This is a genomic window from Arthrobacter globiformis NBRC 12137, assembly GCF_000238915.1.
In the GTDB taxonomy this organism is placed as follows: Bacteria; Actinomycetota; Actinomycetes; order Actinomycetales; family Micrococcaceae; genus Arthrobacter; species Arthrobacter globiformis.
The window spans coordinates 216,599-232,321 of the sequence record NZ_BAEG01000085.1; the positions used below are offsets into that span (position 1 = coordinate 216,599).

The following is a 15,723-nucleotide window of genomic DNA, read 5'->3' on the forward strand; positions in this document are numbered from 1 at the left end:
CGGCCTAAGTCGAAAAACTCAACTTCTACGTCGTGTAGAAGTGGTTAATTTCACAGCGACCGCCGGATCCGGACTGCCGCCACACCCGCCACGCCGGCGAGCGCCAGCAGCCCGGCTCCCCACCACACCTGCGGCTCGATGGTCCCGCTCCGCGAAATGCCCATGACAGCACTCTCTGCCGGTCCGCGCGTGTAGGGCGAGCTCATCGTGGCCATGTTGTTGGGTCCGGCGAGCTGTGCCGAACCCCAGACTCCGCCGGCGACGCCCGCGGCCGAGCGTCCCCGCAGGCCGGCGCCGCCCGTCAGGCCCGTGATCTTCGCGAATGGACTGGCGTCCGCGGACGGGGTTACGCCGGGCGCTGCGCTTTGGGAACTGCCGGCAGCCGGCACAGCGGGTCCTGCCGTTCCGGCTACCGAGCCCGGAACCTGGCTGGCAGGAGCCTGCCCGGCCGGGGAAGAGCCACCGGTTCCGGCCGACGATCCCGACCATCCGCCCGATGGTGACGGCGTGCCGGAGGGCTGTTCTTCTGAGGGTGCAGGGGCCTCCGGTGAGGGTGACGGCTTGGCTGGCCGGGAGGGTGACGCCGTTTCCGAGGATGTCGGTGCGGGCGACGGCGCCGGAGCAGTGTGACCGGGATCGGACGGCGACGGCGCCGGAGCAGGCTGCGTCGGGGTGGCCGAGGCGGTTACCGACGGGTCCGGCGACGGCCTGGCCGTAAGCGTCATCGTGGGGACCGGCGTCGGAACCGGGACCAGGGGCGCAAGCGACGGCGGCAGCGACTTCGAGGGGGCCGGCGACTCCGACGGCGAGGCTTCAGCCGAACTATCGCCATCGCCCGAGTCGGATCCCGGCCCGGTGGACAGCGCTGCCGCAGCCCAGGCCTCAAGGCCCGCCGCGTCGACGGTGGCGCCGAGCCCTGCGCCGGCCTGTTCCGACTCGCCCAGCAGGTCGGATGTGGGCAGCTCGGACGCAGCAGCGTTGGATGCAGGAACACCTGCGGACAAGACCAGTACCGCTCCGAACGCAGCCGCTGCGGTGCCGCGCCGAAGACCCCCATGGAAACCAGTCAGCGAACGAAAACCATCGGACTTCTGATTGACCATAGTCATCGACCCTAAACACATTTCCGCGCCGGCGAAAACTTGCGGAAGGTCATCCCGGAAGGTATCGCGGGCGGCAGGAAATCTGCCTTCTGCCGGTTCCGGGCGAGCGGGGCCGTACTACGCCAGGAAGGCCGCGACCTGCGTTTTAGTGTCGGCCACCACAGCCGCCAGCCCGTTGCCGGCCAGCCAGCCGCCGACCATCAGCAGCCCGTCGATGCCGGCGCAGACCTGCCGCACTTCAGCGACCCGCTGGCGGTGCCCCACAGCGGCAAAGGGCAGGGCTCCCGCCCAGCTGACGACGTCCCAGTCCACCAGCGTCTCCCGTGTGACGGGCACGGTCAGCAGAGCTGACGCATCCTGCAAAGCCATGTCAAGCAGTTCCCCGTCCGACGCCGATTCCGGCCCCCGCGCGGCGTCCGGTGAAGCGGCTGATGCACCCTCGCTGCGTCCGTAGGAGAGCCGCAGCACGTGCCTGCCGCGTCCGGCCGCTTCCGCCACCCAGTCCCATTTGCCGGTGGCGTGGGTGAGGGCCTTCGCCCGGATTCCCTCGGTTTGCGGCGCCACCAGAATGCCGGTGCCACGCGGACGCCGGTCCAGCGAGGGGAGATCAACAACAAGTGTCACAAGCTTGACCATCGGTCCGGGCCCGGGCTGATGCCCGGCCAACGCCGGGACCGCATCTCCGAGGAGCCGGACTGCTGACGGTCCGTCCAGGGCGACCACCAGAACGTCGGCCGTGTGGCTGTCCTCCCCCGCGGCCACCACCCAGCCATGAGGGGACCGTGCAACGGAGGTCGCCGCGGTGCCCGGCAGCAACTGCACGCCGCGTGCCCGGAGGTCCGCCACGAGCTCCGTGATGAGGGTGTGCATGCCGCCCCTCAGGCCGGCGACGGCGGAACCTGCCTTGGCAGGCTTGCCCTGCGTTGATGCGTCTTGCGCTGACGGGTCCTGCATTGCCGTGGCCCGGGTTGCGGTCCCCTTGCGCTGGGCGGCCACGGCCGCCGCCAGCGAACCGTGCCGGGTAATGCCCGCACGCAACCCCGGGGCCACCATGTCGACGTCGAGCAGGCCCGGGTCAGCGGAATGCACGCCGCCCACCACGGGTTCCACCAGCCGTTCCAGGACGCGGCGCCCCATCCGGGCCCGCACCAGCGCGGAGACGCTGGAAACTTCGGCGGTAGTTCCCACGGAGGCGGGCAGCAGCTTGTCCAGCGAGGCGCGCAGGGACCCGCCCAGGCCCAGCGAGCGGCGGACCTCCGGGTCCCACGGGTTGGCCGGGATGCCCAGCACGCCGGTTTTGGGAAGTTCGCGGGGTCCGCCCGGCAGCTGCACCCAGGCGCCGCCGGGCCGCGGGGCAACGATGTGTCCGCCCAGCCCGAGTTCGGCAGCCAGGTCTGCCACCGCGGTGGAACGGGTGGCGAAGGACTCGGCCCCGCTGTCCAGGGTCAACCCGGCCACGTCGTGGCGGCCCACACAGCCGCCCCACGCGTCGGCAGCTTCCAGCACCGTGGTGCTGAGGCCGGCCCGCGCCAGTTCCCGGGCGGCCAGGAGCCCGGAGATGCCACCGCCGACCACCAGTGCCGTGCGTCCGGCAGCCGGAGGCCTGCCCGCAGCCACGGCCCTTTACTCCGGAGAGACGGAGTGGATGAGTTCGACGACGCGCGTCAGGACGTCCGGGTCCGTTTCCGGCGGCACGCCGTGGCCAAGGTTCAGCACGTGGCCCGGGGCCGCAGCCCCCGATGCAATGACCTCGCGGACGTGCGCCTCGAGGACCTCCCACGGTGCGGACAGCAGTGCCGGGTCGATGTTGCCCTGCAGCGGGACGGTGCCGCCCAGCCTGCGGTTGGCCTCGTCCAGCGGCAGCCGGTAGTCCACGCCGACGACGTCAACACCGACGTCGCGCATGGCCACCAGAAGCTCGGAGGTTCCGGTGCCGAAGTGGACCAGCGGCGCGCCAAGATCGCGGACGTGGTCCAGGGCGCGGGACGACGCGGCGGCAACGAAGCGGGTGTAGTCGGCCAGGCCCAGGGAGCCCGCCCACGAGTCAAACAGCTGGCCGGCGGAGGCGCCCGCCTCCAGTTGGGCGCGCAGGAACAGGCCGGAGGCATCCGCGGCCCAGTTGGCCAGCGCCGTCCACGTCTCGGGATCGGCGTGCATCATGGTGCGCGGCCCAAGGTGGTCGCGGGAGGGCCGGCCCTCCACCATGTAGGCGGCCAGCGTGAAGGGTGCGCCGGCGAAGCCGATGAGCGGGGTCTTGCCGAGCTGCTCAACCGTCAGCCGGACGGCTTCCCGGATGGGTTCCAGTGACTCCTCGGTGAGCCGGGGCAGGGCGGCGACGTCGGCGGCCGTCCGCACGGGCTTGTCCAGGACCGGACCCACACCGGGCACAATGTCCACGCCGACGCCGGCCAGCTTAAGCGGAATAACAATGTCCGAGAAGAAGATGCCCGCGTCCACGTCATGCCGGCGCACCGGCTGCAGGGTGATTTCCGAGGCCAGTTCGGGCCGGAGGCAGGAGTCCAGCATGGCGACGCCCTCGCGGACCTTCAGGTACTCAGGCAGGGAGCGCCCCGCCTGGCGCATGAACCACACCGGGCGGCGGCTTGGCTTGCCGCCACGGTACGCCGTGATGAGCGGAGAGTCTGCAGTGCGTCCGTCGCGAAGCGGATGGCCTGCGTCGAGTCCGGTACCGGCGGGTGTTACAGCGCTAGAAGTCATGCCTTTGATTGTGCCCAAAATCGGACCCAAAAGATAACGACAGCTTGTCATCCCGCGGCACTCCCAATCCGGCCGTGGCACGAATCACAGGGGCTTAAACCCCCTATCCGTTCGAAGGGTTGTTCTACGCCGGTGCGAAAAAGCTATGATTGTCCTGCTGTGGTTCTTTTTTCATTGGTGGCTACACACGCCGACATCGACCTCGAAACCGTTGCTCAGCTGAGCAACGGTTCTTCTGGCATTGCCACGTCCGCCCTCGCCAGATCGCCGGCGGTCAAGGGCGCTGTTGTCCTTGCCACCTGCAACCGCTACGAAATCTACGGCGAGGCGCCGCACGCCGACGACGTGGAGGCCGCACGCGCGGCCCTGGTGGGCCAGATCAGCGAAACCAGCGGACTCAGCGAGCAACTCGTGTCCCGCTCGTTCAGCACCCACACCGGCCCCGACGTCAGCCAGCACCTCTTCGCCGTGAGCTCCGGACTGGATTCCGCAGTGGTTGGCGAGCGTGAAATCGCCGGACAGGTGCGCCGTGCATTGATCACCGCCCAGCAGGAGGGCACGGCCAGCGCCGGACTGGTCCGCCTGTTCCAGGCCGCTTCCAAGACTGCCAAGGACGTCGGCGCGCAGACAGCACTCGGCTCCCGCGGCCTGTCCATCGTCTCGGTGGCCCTCGACCTCGCCATTGACCTGTCTGAAGAGACCGACTGGTCGAAAAAGAAGGTCGTGGTGTTCGGCACCGGCGCCTACGCCGGCGCCACCATGGCCCTCCTCCGCGAACGTGGCTGCCGCGACATCTCGGTGTTCTCGTCGTCAGGACGCGCGGCCACCTTCGTGGCCACCCGCGGCGGGACCGCCCTCGACGGCGACACCCTGCACGCCGCCGTCGCCGCCGCCGACGTCATGATCGGCTGCAGCGGGTCGGACACGAGGGTGGAAGCCGCCGAGCTCGCCCAGGTCCGCGCCGGTTCCACCCAGCCGCTGATCGCCATTGACCTCGCCCTCACCCACGATTTTGATCCCGCCGTGGGAGAGCTCGACGGCGTGGAGCTGCTGACGCTGGAGTCCGTACGGCTCGCGGCACCCCAGGAGCAGGCGGAATCGCTCGCGCAGGCCAGCGCCATGGTTACCGGCGCTGCCCAGTCGTTTGAGCAGGAGCGCGAAGCGCGGTCCGTGGACTCTGCCATCGTTGCCCTCCGACGCCACACCATGAACGTGCTCGACGCGGAAATGGAAAAGGTGCGGGCCCGCCACGGCTGCACTGCCGCTGCCGAAGAGGTGGAGTTTGCGCTTCGCCGCATGGTGAAGCAGCTGCTCCATGTCCCCACTGTCCGCGCCCGCGAGCTGGCGTCCAACGGCCAGCAGGACGACTACGTCGCAGCCCTGGAAACCCTGTACGGCATCACCGTGGAGCAGCCGGCCGCCGCGTCCAAAGCCGAGTGCCCCATGGACCACAGTTCCCTCACGGCCAGCCCCCTCCAGGGGGCCGTCAACTTGCAGGAAAATGAGGCACGCAGGAACTCCGCATAGCCCGCGTATGTTCTGACAAACAAGGCCCCACAAGCTTTCCATAGGCTCCCCGAGCAGCATTGACGTTGCCCGTGAAAACAATATTGGGGAGCCACCATGAATATTTCTTCACCGGCGCCTGCCGTCCCGCACCTGAGCCGCCGGCAGTTCGGGCTCATCCTGGGAGGCGGGGCCCTGCTGCTCCTTGGCGGCGGGACCTACGGGATGGTGTCCCGCAGCAGACCCGGCGGCGGAGCAGGGCTCTCCACGGCCTTCGGCACGCTGTCGCTCGTCGACGCCGGACGCCTGGCCAGGCTTGATGCGCAGGGGCAGCCTGCTGCCACGCCGCTCGCCTCGGCGATATCGCAGGTCACGGACGGAACGCGCAGAGCCGCGGCGGCAGGCCAGCCAGGCATCCAGCGCGTTTCCAGCCGTCAGGGCACCGCGGTGGACGGCCACCACAGCGATCCTCTCCTGGACTCCGGCTGGCCGCAACCCGGGAACTTCACCTGGGGCGACGTCGTGGTGCTCGAAGTGGCGCTCACCAATGTCCGTCCCGAGCCGGTGCTGTTCAGCCCCGGCCAACTGCGCCTCAAGCTGCTGCCGTCCGGCATCACGGTGGCCCCGCAGGACGCCGACCGCGGACCCGGTACGGTTGCCGCCGGCGCCACCGAGCGGGTCTGGATCAGCTACCTGGCCCCGCACGATTCCGTCGCCATGGAGATCGAGTACACGGGACTGGACGACGACGCCGCCCAGGCCCTGGCCCTGCCGCTCCTCACCGTCGCCCAGGTATCCTCGTGAGCCCGCTGGACCTTCACATCAATGACGGTTACCTTCCCATGGTGGACGGAACGCTCGTCTACCACCGCGGGTTCGGGGACCGCCGGACCGCGGTTAGCGATCCGAAGCCCAGCCTGGCCGTGGGTCCGCGGGTGTTCCGGCGCAACGGCTCCATGGTGGCCAGCCGGACCTATCCACTCAAGGCCGCGGCGCCTCCCCTTGGACGGCCGGCACCGGCCGCCAAGGACCCGCTGAATCCCGGAGAGTTCCTTGCCCGCCGCGCCCACTGGGCCAGCTTTTTCCCCGAGCGGACCCTCATCGCCGAAACGGGCAGCACCATCAGCATCCGGGTGACGAACAATCTCACGCAGGACCATTCGCTGCAGTTCCTGAACGCAGGCGCGGGGAACAGCCACGTGGGTACCGGCGTCATCAGGCCCGGGCAGACCAAGACCCTAAGCTTCAAAGCGCCGACCGAGGGCAGTTACCTCTACTGCGACCCGGGGGATGATCCGGCCGATCCGGAAGCAGACCCTGTCCAGCGGGTCCTCGGCCTTTTTGGAGCCCTGCTCGTCGTGAATCCGGACGCACCCTGGCGGTCAGAGCCAAGCAGGATTGAGTTCGAGCGCCAGTGGCTGTGGATACTCCATAACGTGGATCCGGTGTGGGCGGGCATTGCGTCCCGGAACGGAAATGTGGATCCCGACAAGACACCTGTGTATCCGCGGTATTTCACGCTCAATGGCCGGAGCGGCTTCCAATCCCTCGCGGCCTCCACGGACGAGGCGCTTAACCGCATCCGGGAGGAGGACACCCTGATGTCCGGCTCCCCCCGGCAAATCGACGTCCGGGATTTCAGCCTGTCCCCCGCCCCCGGCACGGTCCGGGCCGGCCAGCTGATGCGCTTCGTCAACGCCGGAGTGATCCACCATCAGCTCCATTTCCATGGAAACCACCTCTGGACCGTGAGCCGCAACGGCGAGCCTTTCCCGCGCCGCGGCGGACATATCGATGCAGAGGGCCACGTGGTGCTCCAGCAGTGGGAGGACGTAATTGAGATGCACCCGCTGGACCGCAAGGACTCGATGCTCCCGCTGCGGCGCCCGCCGGAGGTTATCGACCAGGTGTGGAACGCCCGGAAGGAGGACTGGCTCTATCCCATGCACTGTCACGCCGAACCGTCACAGGTGGCCAGGGGCGGCATGTACCCCGGCGGCCTGGTGGGGCACTGGACCATCGCCGCCCCCGGGCCGGTTAACGCCACCGCGCCGCACGAACTCTTCCGCAGCCAGGTGGACTTCAGCTCGAACCAGATGCACGAGGGCAGCCCCACAACAGAATTCCGGCAGACTCCGGACGTCGCGCATGAATTCAAGTTCTTCAACCGCAAGATGAAGTTCGACGACGGCGGCGAATTCGAAATGTGGACGTTCGAAACCGAGAACTCGGGCCGGATCTACCCTGCGCCCCTGGTGCGGCTCACCGAGGGCCAGCTGTTCCACGGCACCATCCACCCGAGCAAGCGGGTCCACACCATCCACTGGCACGGCATGGAGCCCGACCCCCGGAACGACGGCGTGGGCCACACCTCCTTCGAAGTCTCGGGGAGCTACACCTACCAGTGGCGGCCGGAACGGGGAATACCCGGTAACCCGAACGTCGGCGCGTCCGGGACGTACTTCTACCACTGCCACGTCAACACCACCCTGCACGTCCAGATGGGCATGTTCGGGCCGCTGATCATTGATCCGCCCGTCCATCCGGACTATCCCGTGGCCAAGGGGGCGCGGCGGTCGTTTGTGGACGGCCCGGAGTACGACATCGACACCGAAACCATCCTGGTCCCGTACTCGGTGGACCCTCGCTGGCACGAGCTCAACCATGCCGCCGGGCTCTCCGGGGACGACGCCGGCCTGGACAGGTTCGAGCCCAAGCACTTTTATCTGCTCGGCGGCGAGCTGGCTCGCATCCCCAAGGCAGAAGGCCCGATCTTCCTGACCCGTATCCGTGCCCGCGTGTCCAACGGAGGCACGGTCAAGCCCACCCTGCTGCGCCTGCTGAACGCCAACTATTTCCCGGTGAACGCCTACTTCACCGACTCGGCGGGCAGGCGCGTGGCGATGGCCGAGCTGATCTCCCACGACGGGCGCCCGTTCCGCGACACGTCCAGCCCGTCAGGCCCGGCACGGCCCATCTCCGAGACCGGCCCGCTGCGCACCAGCATCGTCAACTTTGGCGCAGCCGAACGGTACGACATGCTCCTCCGCCCGCCGGCGGCCGGCGACTACAAGCTGACCGTGGACCTGCTGGACTGGATCACCGGCAAGGTCCTGCACACCCGGCAGATCCCCGTCATCGCCCGGTGACAGCTGCACCGGTGACATTTACCGCGGTGACATGCACGGCGGTGACGGAGGGAGAACCCCCGCCGATCCCGGAGACCCCGCCGGGATCAGTAAACGGGTTTCTGTGGCTCCACATCCCTGACCCAGGCGAGGATGCCGCCGTCGAGATGGCTGACGCGCTGGTAACCGGCCTTCCGGGCGGCAGCCAGCACCGCTGCCGACCGCGTGCCGGCCTTGCAGTGGAACACGATGTCCTTGTCCTGCGGCAGCTCGCCCCAGGCCTCGCCGGAAAGAATGCGCCCCTGCGGGATCAGCACGGAACCGTCGATCCGGACGATGTCGTACTCCCCCGCCTCGCGCACGTCCACGAGGTCGAAGTCCTTCAGCCCGGCCTGCCGCGAGGCCAGCATCGTGGCCAGCTGCGTTGCCGTCACACTGTGCTCGGTGTCGGTCGTTTCCGCCGGGGCGAGGCCGCAGAAAGCCTCGTAATCGGTGAGCTCCGTGATCCGCGGGGCGTCCGGGTCCTTGGACACCCTGATCTCGCGCCAGCTGCCGCCCAGCGCGTCGTACAGCGCCACCCGGCCCAGCAGCGAACGTCCGACGCCGGTGATCAGCTTGACGGCCTCCGTCACCATAAGCGATCCGACCGCCGCGCACAGCATGCCGAACACGCCGCCTTCCCCGCACGACGGCACGGAACCGGCCGGCGGGGCTTCCGGGTAAAGGTCACGGTACGTGGGGCCGTGCTGCTCCCAGAACACGCTGACCTGCCCGTCGAAGCGGAAGATCGATCCCCACACATACGGTTTGCCGAGGATGGCGGCGGCGTCATTGACCAGGTAGCGCGTGGCGAAGTTGTCCGCGCCGTCCAGGATGAGGTCGTAGCCGGAGAACAGCTCCAGGGCGTTGGAGGCATCGAGCCTGACGTTGTGCAGGCGCACGTCCACCAGCGGGTTCAATTCCGCGATGGCGTCCCGGGCGGATTCGATCTTGGGACGGCCAACGTCGCTGACTCCGTGAATGATCTGCCGCTGCAGGTTGCTCAGGTCCACGGCGTCGTCGTCGACGATCCCGAGAGTGCCCACTCCGGCGGCCGCGAGGTAGAGCAGCGCCGGCGCCCCCAGTCCGCCCGCGCCGATGACCAGCACTCGCGCGTTCTTCAGCCGCCTTTGGCCGAGGGCGCCAATCTCGGGAATGATGAGGTGCCGGGAATACCGCTCCACCTCCTCGGTGGAAAGCCCGGGCGCGGGATCGACCAGGGGGCCCGGGAGCGTGCGGACTGTATTTGCGGTGGACGGAGAAGCCATACTTCAATGTATGCCTGAAGATACCGCGCGGTCATATTACCCCCGGGTAAAGTGAAGTTAACTGCAAAGGAAAGAAGGCCAACAGTGGTTCATCATGCACCGGTTGATCGAACTCAGGCCGCGCAATCCAATGCCGGCCCGGCCCGCGCCGCCGGACAGCGCTCCGCCAGGCTGCCGCGCGACGAACGGCGGGCCCAGCTGCTGGCCGCAGCCCAGGAGGTTTTTGTCGCCAACGGCTACCACGGCGCCGCGATGGACGAGATCGCCGAAACGGCGCACGTCAGCAAGCCCGTGCTCTACCAGCACTTTCCTTCGAAGCGGGAACTGTACCTCGCCCTGCTGGACAGCCACCTCGGGGCGCTGACCGAGCTCATGCTGGGCGCCCTGAACTCCACCACGGACAACAAAGAGCGCGTGCAGGCCGTCATGCGCGCGTACTACCGCTTCATTGACAGCGACGACCAGGCGCACCGGCTGGTGTTTGAGTCCGACCTGATCAACGACGCCGACGTCAGCTCGCGCCTGGAGACGTTCAACAAGACGTTCGCCAATGCCATTGCGCAGGTCATTGCGGAGGACACCAAGCTGCCCCTGCTGGAGGCCCAGCTGCTGGGCCGCGGGCTTGCAGGCATGGCACAGGTCAGCGCACGGTACTGGCTCGAAACGGACGGGAACCTCGACCTCGATGTGGCCAGCGACCTGATTTACCGTTTAGCTTGGCGCGGAATCTCTCGCTTCCCCAAAGAGACCTAGACTACAACTGAAACTACCTTTGAAATTTCAACCTTGACTGGCTGGGAGGCCTTGCTGTGGAAGTAAAGATCGGCATTCAGAACGTCGGCCGTGAAATTGTGCTGGAATCGGCTCAGGATGCTGACGCTGTGGCCAAAGTCGTGGCCGAGGCCATCGCCAAGGGCAGCGAGCTGCGCCTGAACGACGAGAAGGGCCGCCAGATCATCATCCCGGCCAACGTCCTGGGCTACGTCGAGATCGGCGCAGAGGAAGTGCGCCGGGTCGGCTTCGGCGCACTGTAGGCCGTCCAGTGCTGTCCCTCGTGATCGTGCTCCTGGTGACCGTTGCTGCCGGCTTCATCGTCTGGGCCAACGACCGGCGCCACACCAAGTACGGCATTCTCCTGCCGGCCGGCACCGCTGCGGTGGTGGGCATGCTGGCGTGGATCATCTGCATCTGGGCGGGGCTGGGCTACCAGCCGGGCCTCACCTGGCTGCCGTGGGTCCTTCCCATGGTGGCCGGGACGGCTTCCGCCCTGGCGGTGGCGGTCTACCTCGGCCGTGCCCGCGCCGCACAGGACACCCAGCGGCTGACGGCAGCGCTGAAGATCTAGTTGCCCTCAGATCCGGCAATGTCCGGCCCCTGGCCCTCCTCGGTGCACAGGCAAAGCCGGTTCCCCTGGGCATCAGTGACCACCACCCAATTGGGTGCGTGGTCACTGTTCATTAAGGCCCCGGTGGCGGCCGTTTTCTCCAGGACGGTTGCCGACTCGGCCTTTGAGCGGTGGACGTCCAGGTGCAGGCGGTTGTCGTTCGGCGTCGGGGTCTCCTGGAACCACACGCCCGGGCCGCGGCCGTACGGGTCCACGAGGTCCCCGAACCGGCCCTTCCGGTAACCGAGGGCGACGCGCCAGACCTCGGAGATCGCCGCCGCGTCGGCCGTGTCGATGCCGATGTCCACCGACCGGTACAGGCCGGGCTGGGCCTCGCCGCCCGCCGCCGAGGCAGCCTCGCTGACGGAGGCCGCGGCCCGGGTGTCCCGTGTGGTTACCTCGCCGCCGACGTCGTGGGAACTGAACCGGATGAACACCCGGTTATAGCGCCAGTCCAGGTCCGGATGGTGGTCCATGTCCTCTGCCACACGCCCGACGGCGGCAATCAGCTCAAGCGCGGACGCCGCCGTCGGCGTTTTATAGACAGTGACCAGTCCGCCCAGCCTGTAGCGCCAGTCGGGAAGCCCTGCGAGCGCGTCGTCGATCTGGGCTCGGGTGAGAATGTCGTCTCTGGCGGCCACGGTGCACTCCTCGGAAGGACCTGTTGAGCCTGCCGCGCGCCGGGCCGGCAGAGGCGGCCGGACCTAGAGGAATTCCGCCCGGCCCTCCATGGCCGACGACGCCAGGGCATGCTCACGGCGCGGGATCCGCCCGGCCGCACGCGCCAGCCTACCGGCGTTGACGGCGTGTTTGAAGGCCTCGGCCATGAGTGCAGGGTTCTGCGCGCGGGTGACCGCGGTAGCCAGCAGCACGGCGTCGCAGCCCAGCTCCATGGCCAGTGCCGCGTCAGAGGCCGTGCCGATCCCCGCGTCCAGGACCACCGGAACGGAGGCCCTCGACACGATCAGCTCGATGTTGTGCGGATTGAGGATACCCAGGCCCGTGCCGATCGGTGCCCCCAGCGGCATGACGGCCGAGGCTCCCAGGTTTTCGAGCCGGAGCGCCAGAACGGGGTCGTCGTTGGTGTAGGCGAAGACCTTGAAGCCGCGGTTGACCAACTGCTCGGTGGCGTCCACCAGCTCCACGGCGTCAGGCAGCAGCGTGTGCTCGTCAGCGATGACCTCGAGCTTGACCCAGTCGGTCTCCAGCGCCTCACGGGCCAACTCGGCCGTCATGACAGCCTCCCGGGCCGTGAAGCAGCCGGCAGTGTTGGGGAGCACGCGGATGTTGTGGTCCACCAGCAGCTGGAAGAGCGAGCCTGTTTCGGCCGGCGAATAGCGCCGCATCGCAACTGTGGTCAGCTGGGTGCCGGACGCGACCAGCGCTGAGCCGAGACCGTCCAGGCTCGGAGCGCCTCCGGTGCCCATGATGAGCCGCGAGGTCAGCTCCACCCCGTCAATGACAAGGCTGTCTGCTGTTTCAATCAGTGTTTCTGCCATCGTGCTCATCCTCCCTGGACTGCCGTGACTAGTTCGATCTCATCGCCCTCGGCGAGGGCGGTGCTGTGCCACTGGCTGCGCGGCACGACGGCTGCATTGCGCGCCACCGCCACACCCAGTCGCTGGCCGTCGGCGGCCTGCCCGTTGGCGGACAGGCGGCGTCCCGTGACCTGGCTGACGAGCGAGGTGACCGAGGCGCCCTCGCCTACTTCCTGTTCAATACCGTTCAGAGTGATGTTCATGCTGGTTCCTTGTTCGGGTCAAATGTGACGCAGGTCAATGTGAGAGTGCAGCGGACGCTCCCACCGGGTCCTCGAGCCCGGCGGAAAACCGGCCCGGCCGGAACGCGGCCCAGCGCGGATCCGCGATCCCGTCCATGAGCTGGCGGCAGATCGCTGCGGCCGCCGGGGTCAGCAGGACGCCGTGGCGGAAGAAGCCTGTGGCGATGATGAGGCCCGCTACGTCCGTCCCGGGCACCTGCCCGCGGGCCGGCACCCGGCCAAGCAGCGGCGCGTTGTCCGGTGTTCCCGGCCGCGCCCGCGCGGTGGCTTCGAGCAGCTCGAGCTCGGCGACCGCCGGCAGCAGGACCTGCGCATCGCGCAGCAGCTGGTAGACACCGCCGGCGCTGGTGCCCGGCACCCCGTCCTCGCGCTGGGTGGCGCCGATCACCACCGTGCCGTCCTGGCGGGGCACGATGTAGACCGGAACGCCGCGCACCATGCCGCGGACCGTTGCGGTGAGCAGGGGCTGCAGGTGTGCGGGGACCCTGAGCCTGAGGATGTCTCCGTAAACCGGGCGCAGCGGCAGGTGCAGGCCTTCCGGGAGGTTCTGCAGCCGCGCCGCGGCCAGGCCGCTGGCCACCACCGTCTCGGCCGCCCTGACGGACCCGCCTCCGGCCAGCCGGACCCCGCACACCCGCCCGCCGTCCCAGAGCAGGCCGGCGGCGTGCTCCCGCACCGCGTATCCCCCCGCCGCCGCAATCTCCTGGCCATGGCCGGCCAGCCCGTCGGCGATCGCCCGGACGAGCTTTCGCGGATCCACCTGGTGGTCCGCAGGGATATCCAGGGCGCAGGAGATCGCGGGGCTGATCAGCGGCTCCCGGGAACGTGCCTCGCGGATGGTCAGCGGTTCAACCTCCAGGCCGTGGGTCCGCTGCACGTCCCGCAGGTCCATCAGGGCGCGGCGGTCGGCGGGATCGGCACCCACGGCAAGTGTCGGCGTCGTCAGGTACCCGGCGTCCTCGCCGGCGGTGAGGGTGGCGGCAAACTCCGGCCATCTGGCGGAGGACTCCAGCATCAGTTCCAGGAGCCCTTCCTCCTGGTAATGCAGTTCGCTGACCGGAGCGAGCATCCCGGCCGCGGCCCAGCTTGCGCCGCTGCCGGGGGCTTCGTCGATGAGCACCACCGAGCGGCCGGAGCGCCGTGCCTCCCAGGCGATGCCGTGGCCCACCACACCGCCGCCGATGACGGCCACATCTGCCTCAAGACCTGTGGCGGCACATTCCTCGCCGTTTGTGCCAGGGTTCATGCATATTCCTTCCCTACGCCGGTACTAACCGGATCAGGTCAAGCGGTCGGCTCTGACGCCCTCTCAGCCCTGCGCCTTTTATGACAGCAGTAACGGCTCCCGCGGTACCTGCCCAGTTTAGAGGAACTAAGGTGGTTGCCATGACCCAGCACTCTGCCCACACCGCCGCCCGCCTGTACCTCTGCACCGACGCCCGCAAGGACCGCGGGGACTTCGCGGACTTCGTGGACGCGGCGTTTGCCGGCGGCGTGGACATCATCCAGCTGCGGGACAAGAGCATCGAGGCGGCCGAGGAACTCGAGCTGCTGGAAGTCGTCCACGCCGCCGCCCGCAGGCACGGCCGGCTGTGGGCGGTGAACGACCGCGCCGACATCGCGTCCATCGCCGGTGCACCGGTCTTCCACATCGGCCAGAAGGACCTGCCGCTCCGCGCCGCCCGGAAGCTGCTGCACGATGCCACCGTGATCGGGCTGTCCACCCACAGCACGGATCAGGTGGATGCCGCCATCGGCGCCGCCCACGGTCGCAGCGGCCTGGACTATTTCTGTGTGGGCCCGCTCTGGGCCACGCCCACGAAGCCTGGGCGCGCCGCCGTCGGGCTCGACCTGGTGCGCTACGCGGCGGAGGCTGTCCGCACCGCGAACGAGGAACGGGTCGGCGGCCTGCTGCTGCCCTGGTTCGCGATCGGCGGGATCGACCGCACGAATGTGGAGCAGGTCCTGGCGGCCGGAGCCAGCCGGATCGTCGTCGTCCGCGCCATCACCGATGCCGCAGACCCGGCAGCCGCCGCCGCGGAACTGCTCGACGCCCTCGACGCAACGGCGCCGGCGGCCATCTCCTAGCTATCCGCTCAGTCCCAGCTGCACCATCCGCCGGGAATGGTTGTCCGCGACCTCGGCGGTGATGCCCCGCATCAGCTCCCGCGCGGTGGCGTCCGTGGCGCCGGGCTCCGCCTCGACGAACAGCGCGCCAAGAAAGGCGTGCTCGTGGCCCACGCGCTGGGCCTGCGTGACCGCTTCACCCAGGAGGCGGCGGCCCCACAGCGCGAGCCTGGACGCGAGCCGGGGGTCGTCCGCCAGCGCTCCCTTGAGCCGCTCCCGGAGGACGCCCGTGGCTTCTTCCGACGACTGGATCTGCTGGATGAGCTCGCGCGTTCCGGGATCCACGAACCGGGCCACCGCGCGGTAGAAATCGGCGGACACGGTGTCCACCACATAGGCCTTCATCAGGGATTCGTACCAGTCCGCCGGACGGGTACGTTCGTGGAAGTGGTCCACGGCCGACTGGAACGGCAGCATCGCATTTTCGACGTCGACGCCCATCTCAGCCAGCTTGGCGCTCACCAGTTCGTAGTGCTCGAATTCAATGACCGCAATCCTGCCGATCACGGCCCGGTCATGCAGCGTGGGCGAGTAGCGGGCGTCGGAGGAGAGCCGTTCGAACGCGGACAATTCGCCATACGCCATCACGCCGAACAGGTCTGCGACGAAACGGTCGTAGCGAGCGGTGTCAGCCGAGGATGTGCCCATAATCCAAGACTAACGGCGCAAT

General features: G+C 68.5%; 16 protein-coding genes and 1 riboswitch. Of the genes, 7 read left to right on the top strand and 9 right to left on the bottom strand.

From position 1 onward, the window contains the following. Positions 1–50: 50 nt before the first annotated feature. From ARGLB_RS17620 to hemE, 3 genes are all read right to left on the bottom strand, one after another. The gene (locus ARGLB_RS17620; protein WP_139023393.1) at positions 51–1,103 is read right to left on the bottom strand and encodes a hypothetical protein; all 1,053 of its coding nucleotides are present in this window, start codon (positions 1,101–1,103) and stop codon (positions 51–53) included. A gap of 117 nt (positions 1,104–1,220) precedes the next feature. Beyond that, entirely contained in the window at positions 1,221–2,720 is a 1,500-nt protein-coding gene (hemG, locus tag ARGLB_RS17625) for a protoporphyrinogen oxidase (protein ID WP_003805086.1), read from the bottom strand. Positions 2,721–2,726: 6 nt separating this feature from the next. Next, on the bottom strand, positions 2,727–3,821 hold the full coding sequence (gene hemE, locus ARGLB_RS17630) for a uroporphyrinogen decarboxylase (RefSeq protein ID WP_043419602.1): 1,095 nt from the start codon (positions 3,819–3,821) through the stop codon (positions 2,727–2,729). A 159-nt stretch (positions 3,822–3,980) separates the two neighbouring features. Here hemE and ARGLB_RS17635 point away from each other — a divergent pair, with 159 nt between their 5' ends. The 3 genes from ARGLB_RS17635 to ARGLB_RS17645 all read left to right on the top strand — a co-directional run bounded on the left by ARGLB_RS17635 (position 3,981) and on the right by ARGLB_RS17645 (position 8,476). Beyond that, complete coding sequence (locus ARGLB_RS17635; RefSeq protein WP_050934400.1) at positions 3,981–5,348, top strand: glutamyl-tRNA reductase; 1,368 nt, start codon at positions 3,981–3,983, stop codon at positions 5,346–5,348. 96 nt (positions 5,349–5,444) lie between these two features. Further along, positions 5,445–6,131 (top strand): hypothetical protein, encoded by a 687-nt coding sequence (locus ARGLB_RS17640; protein ID WP_003805093.1) that lies wholly within the window; start codon positions 5,445–5,447, stop codon positions 6,129–6,131. Beyond that, positions 6,128–8,476: a multicopper oxidase domain-containing protein gene (locus tag ARGLB_RS17645; RefSeq protein WP_003805096.1), complete on the top strand. Its 2,349-nt coding sequence runs from the start codon at positions 6,128–6,130 to the stop codon at positions 8,474–8,476. Before ARGLB_RS17640 ends, ARGLB_RS17645 begins: the two co-directional genes overlap by 4 nt. 86 nt (positions 8,477–8,562) lie before the next feature. Here ARGLB_RS17645 and moeB read toward each other — a convergent pair whose 3' ends face one another. Beyond that, the gene (gene moeB / locus ARGLB_RS17650; RefSeq protein WP_003805098.1) at positions 8,563–9,762 is read right to left on the bottom strand and encodes a molybdopterin-synthase adenylyltransferase MoeB; all 1,200 of its coding nucleotides are present in this window, start codon (positions 9,760–9,762) and stop codon (positions 8,563–8,565) included. An 84-nt stretch (positions 9,763–9,846) separates the two neighbouring features. Here moeB and ARGLB_RS17655 point away from each other — a divergent pair, with 84 nt between their 5' ends. From ARGLB_RS17655 to ARGLB_RS17665, 3 genes are read left to right on the top strand one after another with little or no spacing between them, the layout of a single operon-like run. Next, positions 9,847–10,515 carry a TetR/AcrR family transcriptional regulator gene (locus ARGLB_RS17655; protein ID WP_003805101.1) on the top strand — a complete coding sequence of 223 codons (669 nt, stop codon included), beginning with the start codon at positions 9,847–9,849 and terminating at the stop codon, positions 10,513–10,515. 56 nt (positions 10,516–10,571) lie between these two features. Further along, on the top strand, positions 10,572–10,796 hold the full coding sequence (locus ARGLB_RS17660) for a DUF3107 domain-containing protein (RefSeq protein WP_003805104.1): 225 nt from the start codon (positions 10,572–10,574) through the stop codon (positions 10,794–10,796). Between the two features lie 8 nt (positions 10,797–10,804). After that, a complete protein-coding gene (locus ARGLB_RS17665) occupies positions 10,805–11,107 on the top strand; it encodes a hypothetical protein (protein WP_003805106.1) in 303 nt (100 codons plus the stop codon). On the opposite strand, the gene ARGLB_RS17670 is transcribed toward ARGLB_RS17665, so the two are convergent. The 4 genes from ARGLB_RS17670 to thiO form a co-directional block, all read right to left on the bottom strand. Next, entirely contained in the window at positions 11,104–11,787 is a 684-nt protein-coding gene (locus ARGLB_RS17670) for a 4a-hydroxytetrahydrobiopterin dehydratase (protein ID WP_003805108.1), read from the bottom strand. The genes ARGLB_RS17665 and ARGLB_RS17670 overlap by 4 nt on opposite strands. A 63-nt stretch (positions 11,788–11,850) precedes the next feature. Next, positions 11,851–12,645, bottom strand: coding sequence for a thiazole synthase (locus tag ARGLB_RS17675; protein WP_003805110.1), 795 nt, complete (start codon positions 12,643–12,645; stop codon positions 11,851–11,853). Positions 12,646–12,650: 5 nt separating this feature from the next. Then, positions 12,651–12,887, bottom strand: coding sequence for a sulfur carrier protein ThiS (gene thiS / locus ARGLB_RS17680; RefSeq protein WP_003805112.1), 237 nt, complete (start codon positions 12,885–12,887; stop codon positions 12,651–12,653). Between the two features lie 34 nt (positions 12,888–12,921). After that, on the bottom strand, positions 12,922–14,172 hold the full coding sequence (thiO, locus tag ARGLB_RS17685) for a glycine oxidase ThiO (RefSeq protein WP_003805113.1): 1,251 nt from the start codon (positions 14,170–14,172) through the stop codon (positions 12,922–12,924). Then, positions 14,165–14,285: riboswitch (TPP riboswitch) on the bottom strand. Its footprint overlaps the gene before it by 8 nt. 27 nt (positions 14,286–14,312) lie before the next feature. Between thiO and thiE the strand changes: the two genes are divergently transcribed. Then, positions 14,313–15,014, top strand: a complete 702-nt coding sequence (gene thiE / locus ARGLB_RS17690) for a thiamine phosphate synthase (RefSeq protein ID WP_043419673.1) — start codon at positions 14,313–14,315, stop codon at positions 15,012–15,014. Here thiE and ARGLB_RS17695 read toward each other — a convergent pair whose 3' ends face one another. Beyond that, on the bottom strand, positions 15,015–15,701 hold the full coding sequence (locus tag ARGLB_RS17695) for a ferritin-like fold-containing protein (RefSeq protein ID WP_003805117.1): 687 nt from the start codon (positions 15,699–15,701) through the stop codon (positions 15,015–15,017). Positions 15,702–15,723: the final 22 nt, after the last annotated feature.